Below are 20,340 nucleotides of genomic sequence, written 5' to 3'. Positions count from 1 at the left end.
CGGTGCCCCGATACGGTGAGCGAATGACCAACGCCTCCGACGTCCTGCTCATCGACACGCGCGATCGGATTCGCACGCTGACGCTGAACCGACCCGATGCGCGCAACGCGCTGTCCGCGACGCTGCGCAGCCAGTTCTACAGCGCGCTGCGCGAGGCGGAGAACGACGACGCCGTCGACGTCGTCATCATCACCGGTGCCGACCCGGTGTTCTGTGCCGGACTGGACCTCAAGGAACTCGGCGACACCACAGAGCTACCGGACATCTCCCCCAAGTGGCCGCCGATGTCGAAGCCGGTGATCGGTGCGATCAACGGCGCGGCGGTCACCGGTGGGCTCGAAATCGCCTTGTACTGCGACATTCTGATCGCGTCGGAGCACGCGCGGTTCGCCGACACCCACGCCCGAGTGGGACTTCTGCCGACGTGGGGGCTCTCGGTTCGGCTGCCGCAGAAGGTGGGCGTCGGGATGGCGCGCCGCATGAGCATGACCGGGGATTATCTGTCGGCGCAGGAGGCGCTGCGCACCGGCCTGGTCACGCAGGTCGTGCCGCACGATCAACTTCTCGACACTGCGCGTCAGGTCGCGACGTCGATCGTCGGGAACAACCAGAAGGCCGTGCGTGCACTGATGACGTCCTACCACCTCATCGACGACACACAGACCAGTGGCGCGCTGTGGCTGGAGGCGGCCTCGGCGCGGGAGTGGATGAAGAGCACCTCCGGCGACGACGTCGCGACGAGCCGCGCCTCGGTGATCGAGCGCGGCCGCAGCCAGGTGCGCTGACGGGTCAGCCCGGGACCAGCCAGCGACCCGAGAGCGTGCGCCAGCCGACGAACGCCAGCCGTAGCACCATGAACGTGCTCAGCCCCGACCAGATGCCGAGCAGCCCCCACCCGAACGCGAGCGACAGCCAGATCAGGGGCAGGAACCCCAACAGCGCGCTGGCCAGCGTCGCCGTGCGCATGAACCGGGCGTCGCCCGCACCGAGCAGCACGCCGTCGAGAGCGAACACCACCCCGGCGACGGGCAGCTGCGCCACCAGGAACCACCACGGCACGCTGATCTCGTCGAGCACCGTGCGATCGTCGGTGAACACCCCCGGGAGCACCGAAGCGCCGAGCGCGAACAACGCCGCCAGCACGCAGGCCGCGACGGCAGAGAACACCGTCACCCGCCACGCCACCGACTGCGCATGCCGCAGCCTGCCCGCACCGAGCGCCGCGCCCACGAGCGATTGCGCTGCGATCGCCAACGAATCCAGCACCAGCGCAAGGAAACTCCACAGCTGCAGGACCACCTGGTGCGCCGCCACGGCCGCGGCACCGAACCGTGCAGCCACCGCACCCGCCGAGATGAAGCACGCCTGGAACGCCATCGTCCGGATCACCAGGTCGCGACCCATCACCAGCTGGGCGCGCAGTACCGCCGGGCGCGGGCGGATCGGTACCCGCTCGACCCGCAGTGCACGCAGGAACAGCAGGGCCGCCAGCCACTGGCCGGTGACGTTGGCCACCGCCGAACCGGCCAACCCCAGAGCCGGCGCGCCGAACCAGCCGTACACGAGCGTCGGACACAGCACCGCCGCGATCGCGAACCCGATCACGACGTAGCGCAGCGGCCGGGCGGTGTCCTGCACCCCGCGCATCCAGCCGTTCCCCGCAGCCGCCACCAAGATGGCCGGGACCGCCAGACTCGCGCTGCGCACCCACGGCAGAGCCGTCGCCGCGATGTCGCCGCCGGCCGCCAGTGCCGTGACGAGCGGGACCGCGAAGATCTGGACCGCGACGACCACCAGCGTGCCGATCGCCGCCGCCAACCACGTCGCCTGCACGCCTTCGGCGACCGCGGCGGCGCGGTCGCCACGGCCGTAGAAGCGTGCCGCACGAGCGGTGGTGCCGTAGGACAGGAACGTCAGCTGCGAGCTCAACACGCCCATGATCAGCGCGCCGATCGCCAGCCCGGCGAGACTCAGTGCACCGAGGCGTCCGACGACGGCGAGGTCGAAGAGGAGATAGAGAGGTTCGGCGGCGAGCACGCCGAGCGCCGGGAAGGCCAGGGCGGCGATCCGCCGGCTGGTGGCGGGCGCCAAGGCCCCGTCGGTGTCAGACAAGAAAAGTCAGCCGAGAACCCTGCGCAGAGCCGACACGACATCCTCGGCGCTGCCCGTGGCCGAGAACCCCGCGGCCAACCGGTGCCCACCGCCGCCGAACGTCGCCGCGACCGTCGACACGTTGAGTGCCTTGGAGCGCATCGACACCGACCACTGCGCCGGCCGGATCTCTTTGAACACCGCGGCCACCTCGGCCTGCTGCGTGGTGCGCACGATGTCGACGATGCTCTCGACCTCCTCGGGCCGGGCGTCGGTCCACTCCTGATGTGACACCACGGCGTAGACGAAGCCGCGACCGTCGCACGCCTGAGTGTCGAGCTGCGCGGTACCCAGCACACGCGACAACATCGGCAGCCACGCGAACGGGTGCGTGTCCATCAGCGCCCGGCTGACACCGGCATTGTCGATGCCGAGGTCGACCAGCCGCGCGGCCAGTCGCAGCGCCCGGGCACTGGCCCAGCGGAACGATCCGGTATCGGTGGTCAGCCCTGCGTAGATGCAGTGCGCGACGGCCTCGTCGATGGGTTCCCCCCACGCGTCGAGCAGATCGGCGACCAGCATCGTCGTCGAATCCGCTGCCGCATCGACGAAGTTCGCCGTCCCGAACATCTGGTTGCTGGCGTGATGGTCGATGACCAGCACCGGGCGGTCGCCGGTCACCAGGTCGGCCAGCGCGCCGAGTCGGTTGACACTGGGCACGTCGACCGTGACGACCAGGTCGACGTCACGGCGCACGTCCTCGGGCGCCACCAACAGCCGGCCACCGGGCAGCGTCGCCAGGGAATCGGGAAGGTCCTGCGGCTCGGCGAAGGTGACCTGCACGCTGGTACCGATCCGGTCGAGCACCACAGCCAGCGCCAGCCCCGCGCCCACGGTGTCGGCGTCGGGATGCACATGGCAGAGCACGCTGACCGAGTCGGCGGACGACACCAGGTCTGCGGCGCCTCGGGCGTCGACCCGGGCACCGGTCATCAAGGCGTCAGCGGTCGTATCTGTCATGGAGCGTGTCGAAGTCACCAGTGTCCTCAGCGTCCGCCTCGTCTGGCCCCCGGCCCTCGTCCTCCGCCCCAGTTATACGGTACGGGTCGGCGTCGCCTGCGTGCTTGGCACCTTCCCGAACTCTCGCCAAATCCTCATCCGCGGCGCGCGCCTTGGCCAGCAGCTCCTCCATACGGTGGGCCGCGTCGGGAACGGTGTCTCGCTGGAAGGCCAGCGTCGGGGTGAAGCGCACCCCCAGCGAGGCCCCGACCTTGGTGCGGAGCACGCCTTTGGCACTCTCGAGCGCCGCGGCGGCACCGGCGTAGTCGGGGTCCTCGTCCAGCGATCGGCCGATGACCGTGTAGTACAGCGTGGCGTCGTGCAGGTCGTTGGTGACCTTGGCATCCGTGATGGTCACCCCGGCGAGCCGGGGATCCTTGATCTCGTATTCGATCGCCGAGGCGACCACCGTGGAGATGCGCTTGGCCAACCGCTTCGCCCGTGCGGGATCAGCCATGTCAGATTGCCTTCTTCACTTCGTTCATCAAGCGGTTCATCAGGCGGCTACGTGCGTGCCTTCTCGACCAGTTCGTAGGTCTCGATGACGTCGCCTTCCTTGATGTCGGAGTAGGTCAGCGTCAGACCGCACTCGTAGCCTTCACGGACCTCGGTGGCGTCGTCCTTCTCACGCTTGAGCGAGGAGATCGTGAGGTTCTCGGCGACCACGACGTTGTCGCGCAGCAGCCGCGCCTTGGCGTTGCGGCGCATGATGCCCGACTGGACGAGGCAACCGGCGATGTTGCCGACCTTCGACGACCGGAAGATCGCCCGGATCTCGGCGCGGCCGAGTTCCTTCTCCTCGTAGATCGGCTTGAGCATGCCCTTGAGCGCGCTCTCGATCTCGTCGATGGCCTGGTAGATCACCGAGTAGTACCGGATCTCCACACCCTCGCGGTTGGCCAGCTCCGTCGCCTTGCCCTCGGCACGGACGTTGAACCCGATGATGATCGCGTCCGACGCCGACGCCAGGTTTACGTTGGTCTCGGTGACACCACCGACGCCGCGGTCGATGACGCGCAGCTCGACCTCGTCGTCGACCTGGATACCGAGCAGGGCCTCCTCCAGCGCCTCCACGGTGCCGGAGTTGTCGCCCTTGAGGATCAGGTTCAGCTGGCTGGTTTCCTTCAGCGCCGAATCCAGATCTTCCAGGCTGATCCGCTTGCGGGTGCGGGCCGCCATCGCGTTGCGCTTGCGCGCGCTGCGGCGGTCCGCGATCTGACGGGCGATGCGGTCTTCGTCGACGACGAGGAAGTTGTCGCCTGCACCGGGCACCGACGTGAAGCCGATGACCTGGACCGGCCGCGACGGCAGGGCCGCCTCGACGTCCTCGCCGTGCTCGTCGACCATGCGGCGCACACGACCGTAGGCGTCGCCGGCCACCACCGAGTCGCCGACACGCAGCGTGCCGCGCTGGATCAGCACGGTCGCCACCGGGCCGCGGCCACGGTCCAGATGGGCCTCGATCGCCACACCCTGAGCCTCCATGTCCGGATTGGCTCGCAGGTCCAGCGACGCGTCGGCGGTCAGGATGACCGCTTCCAGCAGCGCCTCGATGTTCGTGCCCGCCTTCGCGGAGATGTCGACGAACATCGTGTCGCCGCCGTACTCCTCGGGCACCAGGCCGTACTCGGTCAGCTGACCGCGGATCTTGGCCGGGTCGGCGCCTTCCTTGTCGATCTTGTTGACCGCCACCACGATCGGCACGTCGGCCGCCTGCGCGTGGTTGACCGCCTCCACCGTCTGCGGCATGACGCCGTCGTCGGCCGCGACCACGAGGATCGCGATGTCGGTGGCCTTCGCGCCGCGGGCACGCATGGCGGTGAACGCCTCGTGACCCGGGGTGTCGATGAACGTGATCGGCCGCTCGGAGCCGTCGAGGTCGACAGTCACCTGGTAGGCGCCGATGTGCTGGGTGATGCCGCCGGCCTCACCCTCACGCACGGTGGCGTTACGGATCGTGTCGAGCAGTCGGGTCTTGCCGTGGTCGACGTGACCCATGACGGTGACGACGGGCGGACGGAATTCGAGGTCGTCCTCGTCGCCTTCGTCCTCGCCGTAGGAGAGGTCGAACGACTGCAGCAGCTCGCGGTCCTCATCCTCCGGTGACACGACCTGCACGACGTAGTTCATCTCGCTGCCGAGCAGTTCCAGCGTCTCGTCACCGACCGACTGTGTGGCCGTGACCATCTCGCCGAGGTTGAACAGCGCCTGCACCAGCGACGCCGGGTTGGCGTTGATCTTGTCGGCGAAGTCGGACAGCGAGGCGCCGCGGGCCAGCCGGATGGTCTCGCCGTTGCCGTGCGGCAACCGCACGCCACCGACGACCGGCGCCTGCATGTTCTCGTATTCGGCCCTCTTCGCGCGCTTGCTCTTGCGACCACGCTTCGGAGCACCACCGGGACGACCGAACGCACCTGCCGCGCCTCCGCGCTGGCCTGGGCGTCCGCCGCCACCGCCACCGGGGCGACCGCGGAAGCCACCGCCGGCACCGGCACCGCCACCGCCGCCGGGGCCGCCGCCGCGGTAGTTACCGCCGCCGCCACCGCCGCCACCGGGACGACCGACACCACCGGGTGCCGGGCGCGGACCACCGCCGGGACGCGGCCCACCGCCGGGACGCGGGCCGCCGCCGGGGCGGGGACCCTGCGGGCGAGGGGGCATGTTGCCGGGCGATGCGCCAGGGCGCGGACCGCCGCCGGGACGCGGGCCGCCGGCACCGGGGCCCGGGCGAGGGCCGCCGGGTCCGGCCGGGGGCCGGGGTGCGGGCCGTTCGACGGGCTGCTGGGACGAGAAGGGATTGTTGCCGACGCGCGGGGTACGCCCGGCGGGCTTGGGGGCGCCGGGGCGCGGGCCACCGGGGCCGGGGCGCGGACCCGGGGTGGGCCCGGGTGTCGGACCGGGGCGCGGGGGCGCAGCCGGAGCAGATGCCGAGGCCGCCGGTGATGCCGAAGCCGGCGGGGCCGGGGTCGGCGCCTGCGGGGCAGCCGGCGGTGCGCTCGCGGCGGGCGCCTGCGGGGCCGCGGGAGCGGCGGGGGCGGGCGCGGACGGCTGCTGCGCGGCCGGTGCCGACGGACGGGGGCCGGGTCGCGGACCGGGCTTCGCCGGTGCTGGGGCGCCGTTCGACGCGCTGCCGTTGCCGGCGCTGCCGGCACCACTCGACGATCCGGACGCGGGCTTGGAGCCGCCGAACGACTCCCTCAACCGGCGGGCGACGGGCGCCTCCACCGTGGACGACGCCGACTTGACGAACTCTCCTTGTTCGCTCAGCCGGGCCAGAACTTGCTTACTGGTGACACCGAGTTCCTTAGCCAACTCGTGCACGCGGGCCTTACCTGCCACTACATCTCCTGTCTGAGAGGCGACAGCGGTGGTGGGCGCCGCGCCTCGGGTTAGCTATGACGCATGGTCATCGGGACTTCACGGTGTGCTCATGTTCTTCGCTACCTGTTCTCTTGCCCGGGGTGACTCGGACGTTCCGAATTCCTCGAAACGCTCGACCACCGCGGTGATGTCCGGTGAGCCGGCGATCCGCAGCGCTCGACCGAAGGCTCGCCGGCGGACCGCTTCGCGTAGACACCCTGGGTCGGGATGCAGCCATGCACCCCGTCCGGGAAGTCTCTTCGCCGCGTCAACGGTCACAGCCCTGGTGTCATTCCCAGGACCCTGTCCGCCGTCGACGGCGACAACTCGGAGCAGATCGACGGCCAACTCTCGTCGTCGGCATCCGATGCAGGTCCGCACCGGTCCCCCGGAAGGGTTGTCGCTGCTTTTCTGCGTCCGAGCCGACGTCTCGCGCTGGATCACAGCTGAGTCTACCGTCACGACGTCGTCGAAAAGAAAATCGGTCCGCCCCGACGCGACGACCGGGGCGCAGCCGTGAGCCGCTACTGTTCGCCCGCCGCGCCGCGGGCAGCGTCGGGCCGCCGGTCGGTGCGGTCCCGGCCGGTGTCGGCCGCCGCATCGTCGCTGCGGATGTCGATGCGCCATCCGGTGAGCCGCGCCGCGAGCCGGGCGTTCTGCCCTTCCTTGCCGATCGCCAGCGAGAGCTGGAAGTCCGGCACGATGACGCGCGCCGCCTTGGCCGCCTCGTCGATCACCGTCACTGACACGACCTTGGCCGGCGACAGCGCGTTGGCGACGAACTTCGCCGGGTCGTCGTCGAAGTCGATGATGTCGATCTTCTCGCCGGACAGTTCGCTCATCACGTTGCGGACCCGCTGGCCCATCGGCCCGATGCAGGCCCCCTTGGCGTTGAGCCCGGGCGCGCGCGAGGCCACCGCGATCTTGCTGCGGTGCCCGGCCTCGCGAGCCACCGCGACGATGTCCACCGAGCCGTCAGCGATCTCGGGCACCTCGAGAGAGAACAGTTTGCGAACCAGATTGGGATGGGTGCGCGACAGCGTGATCAATGGTTCACGGGCCCCGCGGGAGACGCCCACGACATAGCAGCGCAGCCGGTCTCCGTGTTCGTAGCTTTCCCCAGGCACCTGTTCCGCCGCGGGGATCACGCCCTCGGAGCCCTTGGTCTCACTGCCGATCCGGACCACGACCAGGCCGCGCGCGTTGGCGCGGGCATCGCGCTGGATCACACCGGCGACGATGTCGCCCTCGCGCGCGGAGAACTCGCCGTAGTTCTTCTCGTTCTCGGCGTCACGCAGGCGCTGGAGGATCACCTGCCGGGCGGTGGTCGCCGCGATCCTGCCGAAGCCTTCAGGGGTGTCGTCCCACTCGTGCAGCACGTTGCCGTCTGCATCGGTCTGCCGGGCCATCACCCTGACCACGCCGGTCTTGCGGTCGACGTCGATCCGGGCGTCGGCCTCGTGCCCGTCGGTGTGTCGGTAGGCGGTCAACAGCGCCGACTTGATGGTCTCGACCACCACGTCGACGGAGATTCCCTTGTCTGCCTCGATCGCGTGCAGCGCGGCCATGTCGATGTTCATGGTTCACTGTGCTTTCCGGTCTGCCCCGCAAGCTCGAGCTCACGCGGACTCGGTGGTGAGAACTCCACCTGGACAACAGCTTTGACGATGTCTTCGCGCGGGACTTCGCGCACCGACAGTGCGCGCCGGGGTCCGTCGCGGACGACGACGTCGACGGTGGCGCCGCGCAGTTCGCCCAGTCGGCCCGCCAGTGTGGAACCGTCGGCCAACGCCAGTTCGACCAGTCGGCCCTGAGCGCGCCGGTAATGGGTGTCTGTGGTCAGGGGTCGGTCCACGCCCGGCGAGGTGACCTCCAGAACGTAGGCCTGCGAGTCGAGATCGTCGAGAATCCCCGAGGCGAGGCGGGACAGTTCGGCGATCGCGTCGAGATCGAGCCCCTTGTCGCCGTCGGCGACCACTGTCACCCGGGGCGGACGGGCCGCTGCGTCGACCACGACGTCCTCGAGGTCATACCCGGCGCGCGCGAACTCCCCGGCGAGCAAATCGATCACCTGTCGCTGGGACGGCAATCCCGCGGACTGCTCCGCCACGGTGGGCTCCTCGTCTTGAGTTGTCTCTCGAACTGGTCGAACGGGACCCTACGATACGCCAGCCGAGCGATCCGAATAACGAAAGTGCGGCGTCGGCGGGCGGCACGGGCTGCACCCGCCGCGATGTCGCCCCCGGTGGACGCCGGGCGCAATGGCAGGATGAGGCACGTGCCGAGCCGCCCGCCGACCCTGCGCCGCCGTGAGGTATTGGCCGGACTCGTCCTGCTGACGGCCGTCGCGGCGACAGCCTGTGGTGCGCCGCCTCCCCCACCGGACCTCGACGACCTGACCACCGCGCTCGACCGGGCGCGCGCGGACAGCCGCCTGGCCGGCCAGGCCGCCGCGGCGGTGCGCGGCCGTGCGGCCGCGACCCTGACCGACATCGCCGGACTGCGCACCGCGCACGCCGAAGCCCTGTCCGACGAGATCGTCCGGCTGACCGGGCAGGCCGCGCCGAGCACCGGAGTGACGGTGACGACGTCGGCCAGCCCGGCCGCGGGCGCCCCCGAGCCACCTCCGCCGAACGCCGACGATGTCGTGGGTGCGCTGCGCGCATCGGCCGACAGCGCATCGCACTCGGCGGCGGCGCTGTCCGGGTACCGCGCGGGCCTGCTGGCCTCGATCGCCGCCGCCTGCACGGCCGCCTACACGGTGGCTCTGGCTTCTCCCGGCGGTGCGCAGTGACCTCCCCGACACCGGAACCGACGCAGGGCCCGGCCACCCGCCCCACCGATGCCGCCCTGGGCGCTCTGTTCGACGCCGTCGCCGTCGAACACGCGACGATCTACGGTTCTGGGCTGGTGTCAGCGCATTCGACGCCGGACGACAACAGCCTGGTCGCCGATGCGATGGCCGAGCACCGGGCTCGTCGGGAAGCTGCGATCGTCATGCTCGAAGACGCCGGCGGCGCGGTCCCCCTGCCCGCGGTGGGGTACTCGATGCCCTCGGAGGTCGACACCCCCGCCCAGGCCGCGAAGCTCGCGGTGCGCATGGAAGAAGACAGCGCGACCGCGTGGCGGGCGGTCGTCGAGCAGGCGACCGACGAGAAGGTGCGCGCGTTCGGCGTGGCCGCGATGCTCGAAAGCGCGGTCACCGCCGCGCGGTGGCGCGTCGTCGTCGGTGCCACACCGGTCGCGGTGCCGTTCCCCGGCGGGAAGGAATAGGCAGCTAGCGGATCGCGGCGAGGATCTCCTCGGTCGCCGACGCCGCAGCGACGTCACGCTTGTCACCGCTGAACCGGTCGCGCAGTTCCACGACGCCGTCGGCCCAGCCGCGGCCCACCACGACGATCCACGGGACACCGAGCAGTTCGGCGTCCTTGAACTTCACCCCCGGGGATGCGGTGCGATCGTCGAGCAGCACGTCGACGCCGAGCCGGTCCAGATCGGCGGCCAGTTCGGTCGCCCCGGCGCGCGCCTCGGGGTCCTTGTTCGCGATCACCACGTGCACGTCGAACGGCGACACCGCCGACGGCCAGCGCAGGCCCAGTTCGTCGTGCTGCTGTTCGGCGATCACCGCCACCATGCGGGACACCCCGATCCCGTAGCTACCCATCGTCAAGCGCACCGGTTTGCCGTCCTCACCGAGCACGTCGGCCGAGAACGCGTCGGCGTACTTACGCCCCAGCTGGAAGACGTGGCCGATCTCGATGCCGCGGGCGGACACCAGCGGGCCCGCGCCGTCCGGCGACGGATCGCCCTCCCGCACCTCGGCGGCCTCGATCGTCCCGTCGGCGACGAAGTCCCGCCCGGCGACGAGGTCGACGACGTGCTTGCCGATCTCGTCGGCGCCGGTGATCCAGGCGGTGCCGTCCACCACGCGGGGATCGACCAGGTAGCGAACGCCGTTGGCCAGCAAGCCTTTCGGTCCGATGTACCCCTTCTTCAGGAACGGGTACTTCGCGAAGTCCGCATCATCGATCATCGCGAACTCGGCCGGCTCCAGCGCGGCACCGAGCCGCTTCTCGTCGACCTCGCGATCTCCTGGCACACCGATCGCCAGCAGTTCCCAGTCACCACCGGGCGCACGAACTTTCATCAGGACGTTCTTCAACGTGTCGGCCGCGGTGACCGTCCGACCCAGCTCGGCGGAGTTCGCCCAGTCGACCAGCGTCGCGATCGTCGGAGTGTTGCCGGTCTCGTAGACGGTCGCCTCCGGGAGACCCTCGAACGGGATCGACTCGGGGACGGCGGTGATGACGGCCTCGACGTTGGCGGCGTAGCCGGACTCCACGCACCGCACGTAGGTGTCCTCGCCGACCTCGCTCTCGGCGAGGAACTCCTCCGACGCGCTGCCGCCCATGGCGCCCGACACCGCCGAGACGATCACGTAGCGCACCGCGAGCCGGGCGAAGATCCGCTGGTAGGCCTCGCGGTGGGCGTGATAGGCGTTCTTGAGCCCGTCGTCGTCGATGTCGAACGAGTACGAGTCCTTCATCAGGAACTCGCGCCCGCGCAGGATGCCGGCGCGGGGGCGCGCCTCGTCGCGGTACTTGTTCTGGATCTGGAACAAGATGAGCGGAAAGTCCTTGTACGACGAGTACTCACCCTTGACGGTCAGGGTGAACATCTCCTCGTGGGTGGGGCCCAGCAGGTAGTCGTTGTCGCGCCGGTCCTGCAGACGGAACAGCGTGTCACCGTATTCGGTCCAGCGCGCGGTGGTCTCGTACGGTGCGCGCGGCAGCAGCGCGGGGAACAGGATCTCCTGTCCCCCAATGGCATTCATCTCCTCGCGGATGATCGCCTCGATCTTGCGGAGCACCTTGAGCCCGAGAGGCAGCCAGCTGTAGAGCCCGGGGCCGACCGGCCGGACGTAGCCGGCCCTGATCAGCAGCTTGTGGCTCGCCACTTCGGCGTCGGCCGGGTCGTCGCGCAGCGTGCGCAGGAACAGCTCGGACATGCGGGTGATCACAGCCGACCACCTTATGCGACCTTTTCGACGGCCTGCCTACAGCTCCCCCGCCTCCACAGCTTCCCTGGTCTCGCGGGCCCGGGCGATGTCGCGTGCGGAGTAGCCGATGAACAGCGCCGCGACGCCGACCAGGATCGCGATCGCCGCCACCCACAGCAGTGAGTAGGTGTAGCCCTGACCGAGCGCGTCGAGTTGGGCGGGCGTCATGGCCGTCACCGGGCCCGTGGTGCCGCCGAGGTACAGCGTGCGGGAGACCTGCACGGCCTGGACCACCACCAGCACCAGCGGACCGCCGAGGTTGAACACCATCAGCGTGACCGACGACAGCGAGCCGATCCGACGGGCCGGCACATTGGCGAGCAGGCACAGCGGCAGGATCACCGAGATCACGCCGATGCCCAGCCCGCCGACCACGACGGGTACGAACAGGTCGGGGAAGTACGGCACGGACCGGTCCAAGGTGGATCCGTAGAGCATGGCGAGCAGCACCAGCACGCCGCCGCCGAGGATCACCCAACGAGGCGCGATGCGGGGCGCGACGTAGGTGGCGATCACATTGCCCACCACGAAGGCCGCGGCGAACGGCAGGAAGCTGATGCCCGCCCGCAGCGGCGAATAGCCGAGGACGTCCTGAACGAGCAGACCGATCATCACCGACAGCGTCAACATGACTCCGCCGGCCAGGAAGTACGCCACGAACGACGCGACGCGGTGCCGGTTGTCGAAGATCGACAGCGGTACGAGGGGATTGTCGGCGCCGCGCTCGTCGAGCACGAACGCGGCGAAGAACACGACGGCGGCCACGGCGGCGCCGATCACCCACGGGTCGGCCCATCCCAGGGCAGGGCCCTGAGTGAACACCAGCACCGCCGACGTGCAGGCCAGCGTGGCCAGCAGCGCCCCGGTGATGTCGAGCTTGATGCGCTCCAGATGGGTCTCGGTCAGCCGCAACACCGTGATCGCGACGATCACGATGCCGATCGGCACGTTGACGAGAAATGCCAGCCGCCACGAGATACCGGTGACCGCGCCGCCCAGGACGAGCCCGAGCACCGAACCCAGCCCCTGCATGGCCGCCGACACCGCGAGCGCGCGGTTGCGCGGCTCCCCGACGGCGTAGGTGGTGGCGATCAGCGCGAGGCCGGTGGGCGCGGCCACCGCGGCGCCGATGCCCTGGACTGCGCGGGCGATGACCAGCGTGGCCTCGTCGTTGGCCAGCCCGCAGATCAGCGACGCGATCGTGAACACCCCGACCCCGGACAGAAACGCCCGCTTGTGGCCGATGGCGTCACCGATGCGGCCGCCGAGTAGCAGCAGCCCACCGAAGGCCAGCACATAGGCGGTGATCACCCAGCTCTTGCCCGCATCGGAAAGTCCGAGTTCTGCCTGCATCCGCGGCAGCGCGACGATCACGATGGTTCCGTCGAGCGTGGCCATCAGCTGCATGCCGGTGATCGCGACGATCGCGATGCCCAGCGAGGACGCCAGCGGAGCCCGGGAGGACATGGTTCGCCACCCTACCGGTGGGTGATTTCGGCGTGCTTATCGCCGCTGGGCACAGACAATCACGCCGAAATCGCTCTCGAGCTACAGCTCTCCGGCGTCGATCGCGTCCTTGACTTCCTGCGCATGCGCGACCTGCTCAGCGGTGTACCCGATGAACAGCGCCGCCCCGCCGACGATCACCGCGACGGCGGCCACCCACAGCAGGCCGTAGGTGTAGCCCTGGTCGAGAGCGTGCAGCTGCATGGCGTTCATGTCCTTGACCGGCCCGTTGGTGCCGCCGAGGTACAGCGTGCGCGACGTGATGACCGCCTGGATGATCGCGAGCACGACGGGCCCGCCGAGGCTCTGCAGCATCAGCGCGATCGCCGAGACCGGCCCGATCTGATCGAACCCGACGCCGGCGATCGCCGAGACCGTCAGCGGCACCACGATCATGCCGATCCCGAAGCCGCCGATGGTGATGGGCAGAACCAGGTTCGGGAAATAGGGGATGTTGGCGTCCAGCGTCGAGCCGTAGAGCATCGCGGCCAGCACCAGGATGCCGCCGCCGATCACCAGGACACGCGGCGGGAACTTCGACACCAGCGCCGACGACAGGCCCAGCCCGATGCCCAGGGCGATCACGAACGGGATGAACCCGACGCCTGCCTTCAGCGCGCTGTAGCCCATGATGTCCTGCACGTAGAGGCCGATCAGCACGGTGAGCGTGAACATCACGCCGCCGGCGAGGAAGATCGCCGCGAAGGTCGACAGCCGGTTGCGGTCGCGGAACAGCTCGAAGGGCACCACGGGGTTCTCCGCGGTCCGCTCGACCCACAGGAAGGCAAGGCCACAGGCCATCGCCACGACACCGGAGCCGATCGTGATCGGCGAGGCCCAGCCGGCCTCGGGACCCATCGAGAACGCGAACACTGCGGCGGTGCAACCCATTGTTGCCAGGAGCGCCCCGGCGGCGTCGAGCTTGAGCCGCTCGCGGTTGGTCTCCCGCAGCGTGGTTCGGGCCAGGTGGATCATCACCAGGCCGATCGGGACGTTGATCAGGAAGGCCCAGCGCCACGACACCTCGGTCAGCGCGCCGCCGACGATCAGCCCCATCACCGAGCCGACGCCCGTCATCGCCGCGAAGATCGCGGTGGCGGCGTTGCGCGCCGGACCCTTCGGGAAGGTGGTCGCGATCAGTGCCAGCGCCGTCGGAGAGGCGATCGCCGCCCCGACGCCCTGCAACAGCCGAGCGGTCACGAGGGTCGCCTCGTTCCAGGCCAACCCACACAGGATCGACGCGATGGTGAACAGGGCGACGCCGACGACGAACGTCCGCTTGCGCCCGATCACGTCGCCGAGGCGGCCACCGAGGAGCATCAGGCCGCCGAAGGTCAGCACGTAGGCGGTGATCACCCAGCTGCGTCCGGCGTCCGAGAGGCTCAGCTCGTCCTGGATCTTGGGCAGGGCGACGATCGCGACCGTGCTGTCCATCGTGGCGAGTAGCTGCATACCGCCGATCGCGATGACCGCGGCGATGAAGCGCCGCGACGGCAACCACGCCGGGGTCTTGGGAAATCGCGAGCCGGCGCCTCCGTCGGCAGCCGCCCTGATACGGGCCGGCACGGCCTTGTTGGCGCCCCGCTGGCCCTTGCCTTCAGCATCCCGAGAGATGGCGGCACGCTCCGCGTCATTGAGAGCCGTCATAACGAGTTACCTTACAGTACTCTTAATATCTCTTTAAGCCGCGAAGGCCGCCACAGACCCGATCACGATGATCGCGGGGGGCCTGATGCCCTCGGCCCGGATGCGTTCTGGCGCCTCAGCGAGGGTCGTCCGCAAACTCCGCTGCGCCGACGTCGTTCCGTGCTGAACCACGAGGACCGGCGTATTCGCAGGTCGGCCGCCCGCAAGCAACACCTTGGCGAAAAGTTCGATGCGTTCGACGGCCATCAGCAAAACGATCGTGCCGTGCAGAGCGGCGAGCGCATCCCAATTCACTAACGATTCGGGGTGGTCCGGCGCCAGATGGCCGCTGACCACCACGAACTCATGCGTCATCGCGCGGTGAGTGACCGGAACACCGGCCAGCGCAGGCACAGCTATGGCACTGGTCACACCCGGCACGATGGTGACCGGAACGCCGGCATCGGCGCACGCGATCACCTCTTCCTGACCGCGGGCGAACACGAACGGATCGCCACCCTTGAGGCGGACCACGAACTTGCCCTGCTTCGCCCGATCGATCAGCACCGCGTTGATCGCGTCCTGGGCCATCGCGCGGCCGTAGGGAATCTTGGCGGCGTCGATGACCTCGACGTCCGGGGAGAGCTCGGCGAGCAGATCCTGCGGGGCGAGCCGATCGGCCACCACCACGTCGGCATGGGCGAGCAGCCTGCGCCCGCGCACGGTGATCAGCTCCGGATCACCCGGGCCTCCCCCGACCAGCGCGACACCGCCGGCCACCACGCCGGGCGCGTCGGCCGTGATCATGCCTTGCTGCAGGGCCTCGTGGATCGCCGAGCGGATGGCTGCCGAGCGGCGATGCTCGCCGCCGGCCAGCACGCCGACCGACAGACCCTCGTACTCGAACGTGGCCGGGGTGACGGCAGTACCTTCCACGGCGATGTCGGCGCGGACGCAGAACACGCGACGGCTCTCGGCCTCGGCGACGATAGCGGCGTTCACATCGGGATCGTCGGTGGCGGCGATCACATACCAGGCGCCGTCGAGATCCCCGTCACGAAAAGGCCGCAGCGTCAGGGTGATTCCATCGATCGCCTCCACCGCAGGGGTCGCAGCGATGGTGATGACGTGCACGTCGGCACCGGAGGCCACCAGCAGGGGCAGCCGTCGCTGGGCGACCGTGCCGCCGCCCACCACGACGACCTTCTTGCCGGCCAGGCGTAGGCCCACCAGATAGGCGTTGTCGGTCACCCGGCGAGCTTAGAGCGTGCCGCCGCCCGGACGAAGCGGGCGATCGCCTCGGGGTGCGCGGCAGGATGGGTGTGCAGATAGCCCGCGTGCACGCCGTCCTGGACCACGCCGTCGTCGACCATCGCGCCCGACCGGCCCCGGTAGCGCCAGGCGGGCTGCCGATCCGGCGCGTAATGCATTGCGGTGCGGTGAAATTCGTGTCCGACGACACGATCGCCGATGCGGTGCAGCGGCGAGTCGGTGACAGTCACGGCGTCGCGATACCCCAAAGTCAAGGATTCGGTGAACGACGCCGAGCCGGGGATCACCCCGCACATGGGGTGGCCGTCGAGATCGTCGGCCAGGTAGGTCAGTCCGGCGCACTCGGCGTGGATCGGAGCGCCCGAACCGGCCAGCGCGGCGATCTGTTCGCGCACCGCGTGGTTCGCCGAAAGGTCCGGACCGAACTCCTCCGGGAAGCCACCGGGGATGACGAGAGCGGACGTGTTCGGTGGCAGCGGGTCGGTGAGCGGATCGAAGGCGACGACGTCCGCGCCTGCCGCGCCGAGGAGTTCGCCGTGTTCGGCGTAGTTGAACGTGAATGCGCGGCCAGCGGCCAGTGCGACGGTCACTGGTGCGCCGGTGGGTTCGGCGAGTTCCGGGGTCCACGGATCGGCGGAGACGTCGCTGCGGGCGGCGGCGACGACGGCGGGGAGATCGACGTGCCGGGCGACCAGTTCCGCCATCGCGTCGACGGCGGCGTGCGCTCGCCGGCCGTGTTCGACGGCGGTGACCAACCCGAGGTGACGCGACGGGACCGAGAGTTCCTCGGTCCGGGGAACGGCGCCCAGCACGGCCACTCCGGCCTGCTCGCAACCTTGCCGCAGCACCGCCTCGTGGCGCGCCGAACCGACCCGGTTGAGGATCACGCCGACGAGCCGGACCGCAGTGTCGAACGTGGCGAAGCCGTGCACCAGCGCGCCCACGCTGTGGCTCTGTCCGCGGGCATCGACGACCAGAATCACCGGCGTCCCGAGCAGTCCCGCGACGTGGGCGCTGGAGCCGCGCGCGGCCCCGGCGGCCGGAGCGTCGCTGATACGTCCGTCGAACAGGCCCATCACGCCTTCGACGACGGCGATGTCGGCGTCATCGCTGCCGTGGCGGTAGAGCGGGCCGATGAAGTGATCACCGACGAGCACGGGGTCGAGGTTGCGGCCCGGCCGTCCCGCGGCCATGCCGTGATAGCCCGGATCGATGAAGTCGGGGCCGACCTTGAACGGCGCCACTCGATGACCGGCCCGTCGCAGCGCGCCCATGAGGCCCGTCGCGATCGTCGTCTTCCCGCTGCCGGAGGACGGCGCCGCGATGACGATCCCCGGCGTACTCACCACTCGCAGCCCCGTCTGTCGTGGTTCGCTGCGCTCACCACTCGATACCTCGCTGGCCCTTGCGGCCCACGTCCATCGGGTGCTTGACCTTGGTCATCTCGGTGACCAGATCGGCGGCGTCGCACAGTGCGGCCGGGGCGTCGCGCCCGGTGATCACCACGTGCTGGGTGCCCGGCCGCGACGCCAACACGTCGACAACCTCGGCCACGTCGATCCACCCCCACTTCAGCGGATAGGTGAATTCGTCGAGCACATAGAAGTCGTGACGCTCGTCGGCGAGCCGGCGCGCGATCTCGGCCCAGCCTTCGGCAGCCGCCGCGGCGTGGTCCTCCTCGGAGCCCGCCTTGCGAGACCACGACCAGCCCGAGCCCATCTTGTGCCACTCGACGGGCCCGCCGACGCCACGTTCGGAGTGCGCCTGCCCGAGCTCACGCAGCGCCGTCTCCTCCCCCACCTTCCACTTCGCGCTCTTGACGAACTGGAACACCGCGATGTCGAAGCCCTGGTTCCAGGCGCGCAGCGCCATTCCGAACGCCGCGGTGGACTTGCCCTTACCCGCGCCGGTGTGGACCGCGAGCAGCGGGGCGTGGCGACGGGCCCGCGTGGTCAACCCGTCGCGGGGAACGGCCACGGGCTGACCCTGAGGCATCGGATTCCCTTCTCAGGCCGCGGCCTGTGTCTTGACGACAGCGGTCAGCGCGTCCGCGCGCAGTTGGTCCAGCCGCACCGCCGGGGCCAGCAGCCGCCTCGCCAGATCTTGCGCCAAACCCAAACGGACGAAGGAGGTTTCGCAGTCCACGACGACAGCCGATGCGCCCTCGGCGACCAGTCGGGCCGCTGCTGCTGCCGTGCGGCCCAGCGGATCAGGCCCGCCGGTGGCCCGCCCGTCGGTGAGCACAACCACCAGGCTGCGTCTCGCCCGGTCACGCGTGCGTTCGCGGACCACCATGTCGCGCGCGGCGATCAATCCGTGCGCCAGCGGTGTCCGCCCGCCGGTGTCGAAGCGCGCCAGGCGCGTGCTGGCCACGTAGACCGACGACGTCGGCGGCAGCAGCACCCGGGCATCCTGCCCGCGGAACGTGATGACGGCGACCTTGTCGCGGCGCTGGTAGGCGTCACGCAGCAGCGACAGTGTGGCGCCGCTGACCGCCGACATCCGGTCCCGCGCAGCCATGGAACCCGACGCGTCGACGACGAAGATCACCAGGTTGCCCTCGCGGCCCTCCCGCACAGCCCGACGTAGGTCGTCGGGGGCAGGTCGCAGCCGGCCTCGCCCGCTGTGCCGACCTGCGGCCGCGAGCAACGTGCCGAACACGTGCATCCCGTGACCGGCGTGCGGGTCAGTGGTCGCAGCGACGACCGTGCCGGTGCGGTTGCGGGCCCGTGACCGGCGGCCGGGTGCTCCGTCGCCGACCCCGGGCACCACCAGCGCCCTGGTCCGGAACGCGGCGGCCGGCGGCGCGCTGGGACGCGGCGGTGGTGGTGACGATGCTTGCGGCCCTGCGGCATCGGCGTCGGTGGCCTCGCCAGGCGAGGGTGCGCCGCCACCGGGCGGGTCGGGATCCGGCTCGGGGTCGCGATCGGGACCCGACGCGTCGTCGGCTGCCTCACCGGCCTGGGCCATCGCGTCGTCGAGCCGGCCCTCGTCGAGACCCGGATCGTCGAACGGATCGCGTCGGCGACGGTGCGGCAGCGCCAGTTCGGCGGCCACCCGCACGTCCTGCTCGGCGACCTCGGCCGCACCGCGCCACGCAGCGTGGGCCACCGCGGTGCGCGCCACCACCAGGTCGGCGCGCATCCCGTCCACGTCGAACGCCGCGCAGAGGGCGGCGATGCGCCGTAACTCGCTGTCGGGCAACGCCACATCGCTCACGCGTGCCCGCGCGTCGGCGATGTGGCCGGCCAGCTCGGCGTCGGCGGCGGCGTAGCGCGCGGCGAAGGAAGCGGGATCGGCCTCGTAGGCGAGCCGTTGGCGGATCACGTCGGCGCGGACGTCGACGTCACGGGAGGCGACCACGTCCACGGTCAACCCGAACCGGTCCAGCAGCTGCGGCCGCAGTTCTCCCTCTTCGGGATTCATCGTGCCGATCAGCACGAACCGCGCCTCGTGGCTGTGCGAGACGCCGTCGCGTTCGACGTGCACCCGGCCCATCGCCGCCGCGTCGAGCAGCACGTCGACGAGATGGTCGTGCAGCAAGTTGACCTCGTCGACGTAGAGAACACCGCGGTGCGCTCGCGCCAGCAGACCTGGCGAGAAGGCGTGTTCGCCGTCGCGCAAGACCTTCTGGAGGTCCAGTGAGCCGACCACCCGGTCTTCGGTGGCTCCGATCGGCAACTCGACCAGCTGTCCACCCGGATTCGCACTGTCACCGCCGGCGATGCGGAACGACTCCGTGAGCACGTGCGCCAGGCCGCGCACCGCAGTCGATTTCGCGGTGCCCTTCTCGCCGCGGATCAGCACGCCGCCGATGTCGGGGCGCACCGCGCACAGCACCAGCGCCAGCTTCAGCCGGTCGTGTCCGACCAGGGCGCTGAACGGGTAGAGAGCTTCACCATTCACGGCTTGACCATCGGAACGTGCGGAATGCCGTCGTCGAGGAATTCCTCGCCGTCGCGAACGAATCCATGCCTGCCGTACATCTCCTCCAGATACGTCTGGGCGTTGATGTGACAGGGGTAGTCGCCCACCTCGGCCAGCGCCGCGGTCAACAACCGCGCGGTGTGCCCGTGCCCGCGGTCGGAGCGTTTGGTGCACACCCGCCCGATGCGGAACGCCTTGTGTCCGGCCGGGTGCTCTTCCATCAGGCGCAGTGTCGAAATGACTTGTCCCTCAGCGTTTTCCAGCCAGAAATGGCGGGTTTCGCTGAGCAGGTCGCGGCCGTCGAGTTCCGGATAGGGCGTCGCCTGCTCGACGACGAACACCTCCACCCGCAGCTTGAGGAGCTCGTAGAGCGTGGCGGCGTCGAGATCCTTGGCCCAGCTGCGGCGCAACGCCGCGGTCATCGGGGCGACACCGTCATC

18 protein-coding genes are annotated in these 20,340 nt (G+C 70.0%); 3 read left to right on the top strand and 15 right to left on the bottom strand.

Annotated features, from left to right (window positions below):
- The first annotated feature begins 23 nt into the window (after positions 1-23).
- Positions 24-785, top strand: coding sequence for an enoyl-CoA hydratase (locus ACZ50N_RS09885; protein ID WP_464468366.1), 762 nt, complete (start codon positions 24-26; stop codon positions 783-785).
- Positions 786-789: 4 nt separating this feature from the next.
- Here the strand turns inward: ACZ50N_RS09885 and ACZ50N_RS09880 are convergent, their stop codons facing one another.
- The 7 genes from ACZ50N_RS09880 to rimP all read right to left on the bottom strand — a co-directional run bounded on the left by ACZ50N_RS09880 (position 790) and on the right by rimP (position 8,620).
- Positions 790-2,112, bottom strand: coding sequence for an MATE family efflux transporter (locus tag ACZ50N_RS09880; protein ID WP_464475254.1), 1,323 nt, complete (start codon positions 2,110-2,112; stop codon positions 790-792).
- Between the two features lie 6 nt (positions 2,113-2,118).
- Positions 2,119-3,111: a DHH family phosphoesterase gene (locus tag ACZ50N_RS09875; protein WP_464475253.1), complete on the bottom strand. Its 993-nt coding sequence runs from the start codon at positions 3,109-3,111 to the stop codon at positions 2,119-2,121.
- Positions 3,092-3,607, bottom strand: coding sequence for a 30S ribosome-binding factor RbfA (gene rbfA / locus ACZ50N_RS09870; protein WP_464475252.1), 516 nt, complete (start codon positions 3,605-3,607; stop codon positions 3,092-3,094). Before rbfA ends, ACZ50N_RS09875 begins: the two co-directional genes overlap by 20 nt.
- A 47-nt stretch (positions 3,608-3,654) precedes the next feature.
- Positions 3,655-6,489 (bottom strand): translation initiation factor IF-2, encoded by a 2,835-nt coding sequence (gene infB / locus ACZ50N_RS09865; protein ID WP_133413192.1) that lies wholly within the window; start codon positions 6,487-6,489, stop codon positions 3,655-3,657.
- A gap of 78 nt (positions 6,490-6,567) precedes the next feature.
- Positions 6,568-7,137 (bottom strand): YlxR family protein, encoded by a 570-nt coding sequence (locus ACZ50N_RS09860; RefSeq protein ID WP_464475251.1) that lies wholly within the window; start codon positions 7,135-7,137, stop codon positions 6,568-6,570.
- Positions 7,035-8,090 carry a transcription termination factor NusA gene (nusA, locus tag ACZ50N_RS09855; protein WP_046366784.1) on the bottom strand — a complete coding sequence of 352 codons (1,056 nt, stop codon included), beginning with the start codon at positions 8,088-8,090 and terminating at the stop codon, positions 7,035-7,037. The genes ACZ50N_RS09860 and nusA overlap by 103 nt, the downstream gene beginning before the upstream one ends.
- Positions 8,087-8,620 carry a ribosome maturation factor RimP gene (gene rimP, locus ACZ50N_RS09850; protein ID WP_464475250.1) on the bottom strand — a complete coding sequence of 178 codons (534 nt, stop codon included), beginning with the start codon at positions 8,618-8,620 and terminating at the stop codon, positions 8,087-8,089. Before rimP ends, nusA begins: the two co-directional genes overlap by 4 nt.
- Positions 8,621-8,779: 159 nt before the next feature.
- Between rimP and ACZ50N_RS09845 the strand changes: the two genes are divergently transcribed.
- Complete coding sequence (locus tag ACZ50N_RS09845; protein ID WP_082133573.1) at positions 8,780-9,304, top strand: hypothetical protein; 525 nt, start codon at positions 8,780-8,782, stop codon at positions 9,302-9,304.
- Positions 9,301-9,783 (top strand): ferritin-like domain-containing protein, encoded by a 483-nt coding sequence (locus tag ACZ50N_RS09840; RefSeq protein ID WP_464475249.1) that lies wholly within the window; start codon positions 9,301-9,303, stop codon positions 9,781-9,783. The genes ACZ50N_RS09845 and ACZ50N_RS09840 overlap by 4 nt, the downstream gene beginning before the upstream one ends.
- A gap of 4 nt (positions 9,784-9,787) precedes the next feature.
- On the opposite strand, the gene ACZ50N_RS09835 is transcribed toward ACZ50N_RS09840, so the two are convergent.
- From ACZ50N_RS09835 to ACZ50N_RS09800, 8 genes are all read right to left on the bottom strand, one after another.
- Positions 9,788-11,530, bottom strand: coding sequence for a proline--tRNA ligase (locus ACZ50N_RS09835; RefSeq protein WP_046365938.1), 1,743 nt, complete (start codon positions 11,528-11,530; stop codon positions 9,788-9,790).
- A gap of 36 nt (positions 11,531-11,566) precedes the next feature.
- Positions 11,567-13,036, bottom strand: coding sequence for an MFS transporter (locus tag ACZ50N_RS09830; RefSeq protein WP_111512746.1), 1,470 nt, complete (start codon positions 13,034-13,036; stop codon positions 11,567-11,569).
- Positions 13,037-13,117: 81 nt separating this feature from the next.
- Positions 13,118-14,722 carry an MFS transporter gene (locus ACZ50N_RS09825; RefSeq protein ID WP_046365940.1) on the bottom strand — a complete coding sequence of 535 codons (1,605 nt, stop codon included), beginning with the start codon at positions 14,720-14,722 and terminating at the stop codon, positions 13,118-13,120.
- Between the two features lie 33 nt (positions 14,723-14,755).
- Positions 14,756-15,952, bottom strand: coding sequence for a uroporphyrinogen-III C-methyltransferase (cobA, locus tag ACZ50N_RS09820; protein WP_048425358.1), 1,197 nt, complete (start codon positions 15,950-15,952; stop codon positions 14,756-14,758).
- A complete protein-coding gene (locus ACZ50N_RS09815) occupies positions 15,949-17,319 on the bottom strand; it encodes a cobyrinic acid a,c-diamide synthase CobB (protein WP_464475248.1) in 1,371 nt (456 codons plus the stop codon). Before ACZ50N_RS09815 ends, cobA begins: the two co-directional genes overlap by 4 nt.
- Positions 17,320-17,353: 34 nt before the next feature.
- Positions 17,354-17,968 (bottom strand): cob(I)yrinic acid a,c-diamide adenosyltransferase, encoded by a 615-nt coding sequence (gene cobO / locus ACZ50N_RS09810; RefSeq protein WP_046365942.1) that lies wholly within the window; start codon positions 17,966-17,968, stop codon positions 17,354-17,356.
- Positions 17,969-17,980: 12 nt separating this feature from the next.
- The gene (locus ACZ50N_RS09805) at positions 17,981-19,879 is read right to left on the bottom strand and encodes a magnesium chelatase subunit D family protein (protein WP_464475247.1); all 1,899 of its coding nucleotides are present in this window, start codon (positions 19,877-19,879) and stop codon (positions 17,981-17,983) included.
- Positions 19,876-20,322, bottom strand: coding sequence for a GNAT family N-acetyltransferase (locus ACZ50N_RS09800; protein ID WP_046365943.1), 447 nt, complete (start codon positions 20,320-20,322; stop codon positions 19,876-19,878). Before ACZ50N_RS09800 ends, ACZ50N_RS09805 begins: the two co-directional genes overlap by 4 nt.
- Positions 20,323-20,340: the final 18 nt, after the last annotated feature.

The organism is Mycolicibacterium obuense (assembly GCF_055397605.1).
This window is presented reverse-complemented; position numbering and strand designations above follow the sequence as displayed.

What these genes read in the sequence shown, in the direction of transcription:
- ACZ50N_RS09830 (WP_111512746.1), bottom strand. Translation starts at nt 13,036, where the DNA reads ATGTCCTCCCGGGCTCCGCTGGCGTCCTCGCTGGGCATCGCGATCGTC.
- ACZ50N_RS09845 (WP_082133573.1), top strand. Translation starts at nt 8,780, where the DNA reads ATGAGGCACGTGCCGAGCCGCCCGCCGACCCTGCGCCGCCGTGAGGTA.
- ACZ50N_RS09825 (WP_046365940.1), bottom strand. Translation starts at nt 14,722, where the DNA reads ATGACGGCTCTCAATGACGCGGAGCGTGCCGCCATCTCTCGGGATGCT.
- ACZ50N_RS09885 (WP_464468366.1), top strand. Translation starts at nt 24, where the DNA reads ATGACCAACGCCTCCGACGTCCTGCTCATCGACACGCGCGATCGGATT.
- ACZ50N_RS09860 (WP_464475251.1), bottom strand. Translation starts at nt 7,137, where the DNA reads ATGGCGCATCGACATCCGCAGCGACGATGCGGCGGCCGACACCGGCCG.
- nusA (WP_046366784.1), bottom strand. Translation starts at nt 8,090, where the DNA reads ATGAACATCGACATGGCCGCGCTGCACGCGATCGAGGCAGACAAGGGA.
- rbfA (WP_464475252.1), bottom strand. Translation starts at nt 3,607, where the DNA reads ATGGCTGATCCCGCACGGGCGAAGCGGTTGGCCAAGCGCATCTCCACG.
- cobO (WP_046365942.1), bottom strand. Translation starts at nt 17,968, where the DNA reads ATGCCTCAGGGTCAGCCCGTGGCCGTTCCCCGCGACGGGTTGACCACG.
- ACZ50N_RS09800 (WP_046365943.1), bottom strand. Translation starts at nt 20,322, where the DNA reads ATGACCGCGGCGTTGCGCCGCAGCTGGGCCAAGGATCTCGACGCCGCC.
- ACZ50N_RS09875 (WP_464475253.1), bottom strand. Translation starts at nt 3,111, where the DNA reads ATGACAGATACGACCGCTGACGCCTTGATGACCGGTGCCCGGGTCGAC.